This is a genomic window from Mesorhizobium sp. M7A.F.Ca.CA.002.09.1.1 (assembly GCF_003998555.1).
Lineage (GTDB): Bacteria > Pseudomonadota > Alphaproteobacteria > Rhizobiales > Rhizobiaceae > Mesorhizobium > Mesorhizobium ciceri.
On the sequence record NZ_RZRR01000434.1, the window covers coordinates 1 to 4560 of the forward strand.

At 61.6% G+C, this 4560-nt stretch carries 6 protein-coding genes; all 6 read left to right on the top strand.

From position 1 onward, the window contains the following. Nucleotides 1-112 precede the first annotated feature (112 nt). Complete coding sequence (locus EN994_RS18880; RefSeq protein ID WP_013532607.1) at nucleotides 113-1276, top strand: isovaleryl-CoA dehydrogenase; 1164 nt, start codon at nucleotides 113-115, stop codon at nucleotides 1274-1276. Between the two features lie 2 nt (nucleotides 1277-1278). Further along, the gene (locus EN994_RS18885; RefSeq protein ID WP_127307720.1) at nucleotides 1279-2850 is read left to right on the top strand and encodes a carboxyl transferase domain-containing protein; all 1572 of its coding nucleotides are present in this window, start codon (nucleotides 1279-1281) and stop codon (nucleotides 2848-2850) included. A 195-nt stretch (nucleotides 2851-3045) separates the two neighbouring features. Beyond that, nucleotides 3046-3414, top strand: coding sequence for a hypothetical protein (locus EN994_RS18890; RefSeq protein WP_013532609.1), 369 nt, complete (start codon nucleotides 3046-3048; stop codon nucleotides 3412-3414). Between the two features lie 39 nt (nucleotides 3415-3453). Next, nucleotides 3454-3825: a hypothetical protein gene (locus EN994_RS18895; protein ID WP_013532610.1), complete on the top strand. Its 372-nt coding sequence runs from the start codon at nucleotides 3454-3456 to the stop codon at nucleotides 3823-3825. 39 nt (nucleotides 3826-3864) lie between these two features. Further along, nucleotides 3865-4239, top strand: coding sequence for a hypothetical protein (locus tag EN994_RS18900; RefSeq protein ID WP_024505729.1), 375 nt, complete (start codon nucleotides 3865-3867; stop codon nucleotides 4237-4239). Nucleotides 4240-4402: 163 nt separating this feature from the next. Next, nucleotides 4403-4560 (top strand): biotin carboxylase N-terminal domain-containing protein (locus EN994_RS18905; RefSeq protein WP_164746009.1); only part of this gene is annotated, 158 nt, incomplete at its 3' end.

Consider the following 4560-nt stretch of genomic DNA (forward strand, 5'->3'; position numbering starts at 1 on the left):
TCCTTTGCGCGTCCCTTCGGACGCGCAAAGGACGCTGCAGCATTTTGATTCGCGCATGATCCCTTTCCGAAATCAAAGTCGATTTTCGAGGTCATGCGCAGGGAGGAGAAAAATGTACACCAACACGCTCAGCTTCGGGCATGACGAAGAGATCGAGGCGCTGCGCGACATGGTGCGGCGCTTTGCCCAGGACCGGATCGCGCCGATCGCCGCCGACATCGATCGCTCGAACGAATTCCCGGCGCATCTGTGGGGCGAATTCGGTGCGCTCGGCCTGCTCGGCATCACCGCCGACCCCGATTTCGGCGGCAGCGGCATGGGCTATCTCGCCCATGTGATCGCCGTCGAGGAGATTTCGCGCGCTTCGGCCTCGGTCGGCCTCTCCTACGGTGCCCATTCCAACCTCTGCGTCAACCAGATCAACCGCTGGGCGACGCAGGCGCAGAAGGAAAAATACCTGCCGCCGCTGTGCTCGGGCGAGCGAGTCGGCGCGCTGGCGATGTCGGAATCCGGCGCCGGCTCGGACGTCGTCTCGCTGAAGCTGCGCGCCGAAAAGCGCAATGACCGCTACGTGCTCAACGGCACCAAGATGTGGATCACCAACGGGCCGGACGCCGAGACGCTGGTGGTCTATGCCAAGACGGATCCGGACCAGAAATCGCGCGGCATCACCGCCTTCATCGTCGAGAAGGCTTTTGCCGGATTTTCCGTGGCGCAAAAGCTCGACAAGCTCGGCATGCGCGGCTCCAACACCGGCGAGCTGGTGTTTAGGGATGTCGAGGTGCCCTTCGACAACGTGCTGCATGAGGAAGGGCGCGGCGTCGAAGTGCTGATGTCTGGCCTAGACTATGAGCGCACGGTGCTTGCCGGCGGCCCGATCGGCCTGATGGCGGCGTGCCTCGACGTGGCAATCCCCTATGTGCATGAGCGCAAGCAGTTCGGACAGGCGATCGGCGAGTTCCAACTGGTGCAGGGCAAGCTGGCCGACATGTACACGACGCTGAATGCCGCGCGCGCCTATGTCTATGCCGTCGCCGCCGCCTGCGATCGTGGCCAGACGACGCGCAAGGATGCCGCCGGCTGCGTGCTGTTTGCCGCCGAGAAGGCGACGCTGATGGCGCTCGACGCCATCCAGCTGCTTGGCGGCAACGGCTACATCAACGACTATCCAACCGGCCGCCTGTTGCGCGATGCCAAGCTCTACGAGATCGGCGCCGGCACCAGCGAAATCCGCCGCTGGCTGATCGGCCGCGAGATCATGGCGGAGGGGGTGTAGGTATGGCCACGTTGCAAACCCAGATCTCCCCCTCCTCCGAAACCTTCCGTGCCAACGCCGAGCGCATGCGGGCGCTGGTCGCCGACATTGCGGAAAAGGCCGCCACCGTCGAGCTCGGCGGTTCGGAGGAAGCGCGCGAGCGCCTTGCGCAATTGCTGGATGTCGGCTCACCCTTCCTCGAGATCGGCCAGTTCGCGGCATGGTCGATGTATGGCGAGGAGATCTCTTCGGCCGGCATGATCGCCGGCATCGGCCGCGTCGAAGGCACCGAGGTGATGGTCGTCGTCAACGACGCCACCGTGAAGGGCGGCACCTATTATCCGCTGACCGTGAAGAAGCATTTGCGGGCGCAGGAGATCGCACTGCAGAACAATCTTCCCTGCATCTACCTCGTCGACAGCGGCGGCGCCAATCTGCCCAACCAGGAGGAGGTGTTTCCCGACCGCGAGCATTTCGGCCGCATCTTCTACAACCAGGCCAACATGTCGGCATCAGGCATTCCGCAGATCGCCTGCGTCATGGGTTCGTGCACGGCGGGCGGCGCCTATGTGCCGGCAATGTCCGACGAGACGATCATGGTGCGCAATCAGGCAACCATCTTCCTCGGCGGCCCGCCGCTGGTGAAGGCGGCGACGGGCGAGGATGTCAGTGCCGAGGATCTCGGCGGTGCGGATGTGCACACCAGGCTTTCCGGTGTTGCCGACCACTATGCGCTGGACGACGACCATGCCCTCGCCATCTGCCGGCGCATCGTCAAGAACCTGAATCGGAACAAGACTGTAAGCCTGAACTCTAGGAGAGCGATTCCGCCGCTTCATCCGGCGGATGAACTTTATGGCATCGTGCCGACCGACCTGCGCCAGCCCTATGACGCGCGCGAGGTCATCGCGCGCGTCGTCGACGGTTCCGAATTCGACGAGTTCAAGCAGAATTACGGCACCACGCTGATCACCGGCTTTGCCCATCTCCATGGCGTGCCGGTCGGCATCATCGCCAACAACGGCGTGCTGTTTTCCGAAAGCGCGCTGAAGGGCGCGCACTTCATCGAACTGTGCTGCCAGCGCAAAATTCCATTGGTCTTCCTGCAGAACATCACCGGCTTCATGGTCGGTCGAAAATATGAAGCAGGCGGCATCGCCAAGGATGGCGCCAAGCTGGTGATGGCGGTTGCCACCGCCAGGGTGCCGAAGGTGACTGTCATCATCGGCGGTTCGTTCGGCGCCGGCAATTACGGCATGTGCGGCCGCGCCTATTCACCGCGCTTCCTGTGGATGTGGCCGAACGCCCGCATCTCGGTGATGGGCGGCGAACAGGCGGCAACGGTGCTTGCCATGGTCAAACGCGAAGGCATCGAGCGCAAGGGCGGAGAATGGAGCGCCGAGGAAGAGGCGAAATTCAAGAAGCCTATCCTGATGAAATACGAGCATGAGGGCCATCCGCTCTATTCGTCCGCACGCCTCTGGGACGACGGTATCATCGATCCTGCAAAGACGCGCGACGTGCTGGCGCTCAGCCTGTCGGCCGCGCTCAACGCCGAAATCGAGGACACGCGCTTTGGCGTGTTTCGGATGTGAGAATGGACGGTCAACTTCGACAGCCAAACGGCGGAACTATACCGGCAGGCCGTTGCTGCCGTGTGAAAAGGCTGAACTGTATGGACCAAGCGATTGGTCAGTATAGGCGGCTTCGAATCTCAAACAGTGAACTGGCGGGGGGACAAAATATTCGCTACTGTTTATCCAGCATGGGGCAATGGGGACGGGCTGGAAATGAAACTGAAATATTGCCAGGGAACGGCTGCTTCGATACTTTCCGCATTTCTAATATTAACGGCGACCGGCATCAGCTCGGCGGAATCGCTCGCAGGACGCAAGGGAGACGTGCGTTTTCCGCCGACCTTGGGTTCGGGCGAATGCAACGTTGCCTACAAGGGTTACGTCGCGGCGAGCGGCCATTCGGCCTACGCCACAACCTTTTATTCGCGCGTTGTCGACCTCTACATCATCTGCGGGACGAAGCTCAACGCGCCGTCCCAGAAGGCGGCGGAAGAGACGGCGCTGCGCAATTGCCAGGCCGGGTTGACACGGTGGAAGCTCAAGACCGCGAGTGGCGGCTGCGCAATCTCGTCATCGAAATAAGCAACCGGCCGAGACTTTTTTGCGAATGGGGGAAGCAGAATGAAATCCGGGACCTGCAAACGAGCAGCCACCCCCATAGTGGCAGGCTTGCTGATGGTGGCGGCCTCCACCGCTGCCATGGCCGGATCGCTGGCAGGCAGCAAGGGCGACGTGCGCTACCCGGTGACCATTCCTATAGGAACCACCGGGGGCTGCGGGAAGGCCTATGCAGCGTATCTCGCAGCCGCAGGCCATTCGGCTTTCGCGGCGACGCCAATCGTTCCGGCGACCGAGTACTTCGTTTGCGGCGTGAAGCTGAATGCATCGTCACAAAAGGCGGCGGCGGAACTGGCACTGAAATCCTGTCAGGCCAGCAAAAGCAAATACAAGGTTACCGTCGCCGGCGCCTGCAGCATCGCCGCGTCCAAATAGACCGGAAAGCGCCCGGTTTTTCTCCTTGGGGAAGACAAAATGAAATCCACGAATTCCAAGCGAACAGCCATGGCGATATTGGCTGTATTGCTGGTGTTCGCAGCATCCGGAGCGGGCATGGCCGGCTCACTGGCGGGAAGCGAGGGAGACAAGCGTTTCCCGCCGTACCTGCCGCGAAATCCCAAGGATCCCTGCACCAAGGCCTACAAGGCCTATGTCGCGGCCGGTGGCCATTCAGCGTACGCAACCACTCCCTACGCACGGATAATGTCGTCGTACATAGTTTGCGGCGGCCACCTCAACGCACCATCTCAAAAGACGGCCGAAGAGTTGGCGATGAAATCCTGTCAGTCCACCCGCGGCCACTACAAAGTCACGACCGGCGGCAGTTGCGAGATCGCGGCCTCGAAGTAGGTACAGCCGACCGCAAGGTAGAGCACTTCCCTGGTAAGGGAGAGGTTTACTCCGAGGGCTTAAAAGGCTCGCGAGACAGCACCCCCCTCTGTCCTGCCGGTCAGAGGGGGGTGTTCAAGCGCCATGCTTCCCATGGACTTCGAACCTTACATGCGGAGGCTCCATGTTCGCCAAGATCCTGATCGCCAACCGCGGCGAGATCGCTTGCCGTGTCATCCGTACGGCTCGGAAGCTGGGCGTGCGTACCGTCGCCATCTATTCGGATGCCGACGCAAAATCCCTGCATGTCGAGATGGCCGACGAGGCGGTGCATATCGGCGG

Bases quoted from the DNA above. Each gene is read 5' to 3' on its own strand.
- EN994_RS18880 (WP_013532607.1), top strand. From the start codon at position 113: ATGTACACCAACACGCTCAGCTTCGGGCATGACGAAGAGATCGAGGCG.
- EN994_RS18890 (WP_013532609.1), top strand. From the start codon at position 3,046: ATGAAACTGAAATATTGCCAGGGAACGGCTGCTTCGATACTTTCCGCA.
- EN994_RS18895 (WP_013532610.1), top strand. From the start codon at position 3,454: ATGAAATCCGGGACCTGCAAACGAGCAGCCACCCCCATAGTGGCAGGC.
- EN994_RS18900 (WP_024505729.1), top strand. From the start codon at position 3,865: ATGAAATCCACGAATTCCAAGCGAACAGCCATGGCGATATTGGCTGTA.
- EN994_RS18885 (WP_127307720.1), top strand. From the start codon at position 1,279: ATGGCCACGTTGCAAACCCAGATCTCCCCCTCCTCCGAAACCTTCCGT.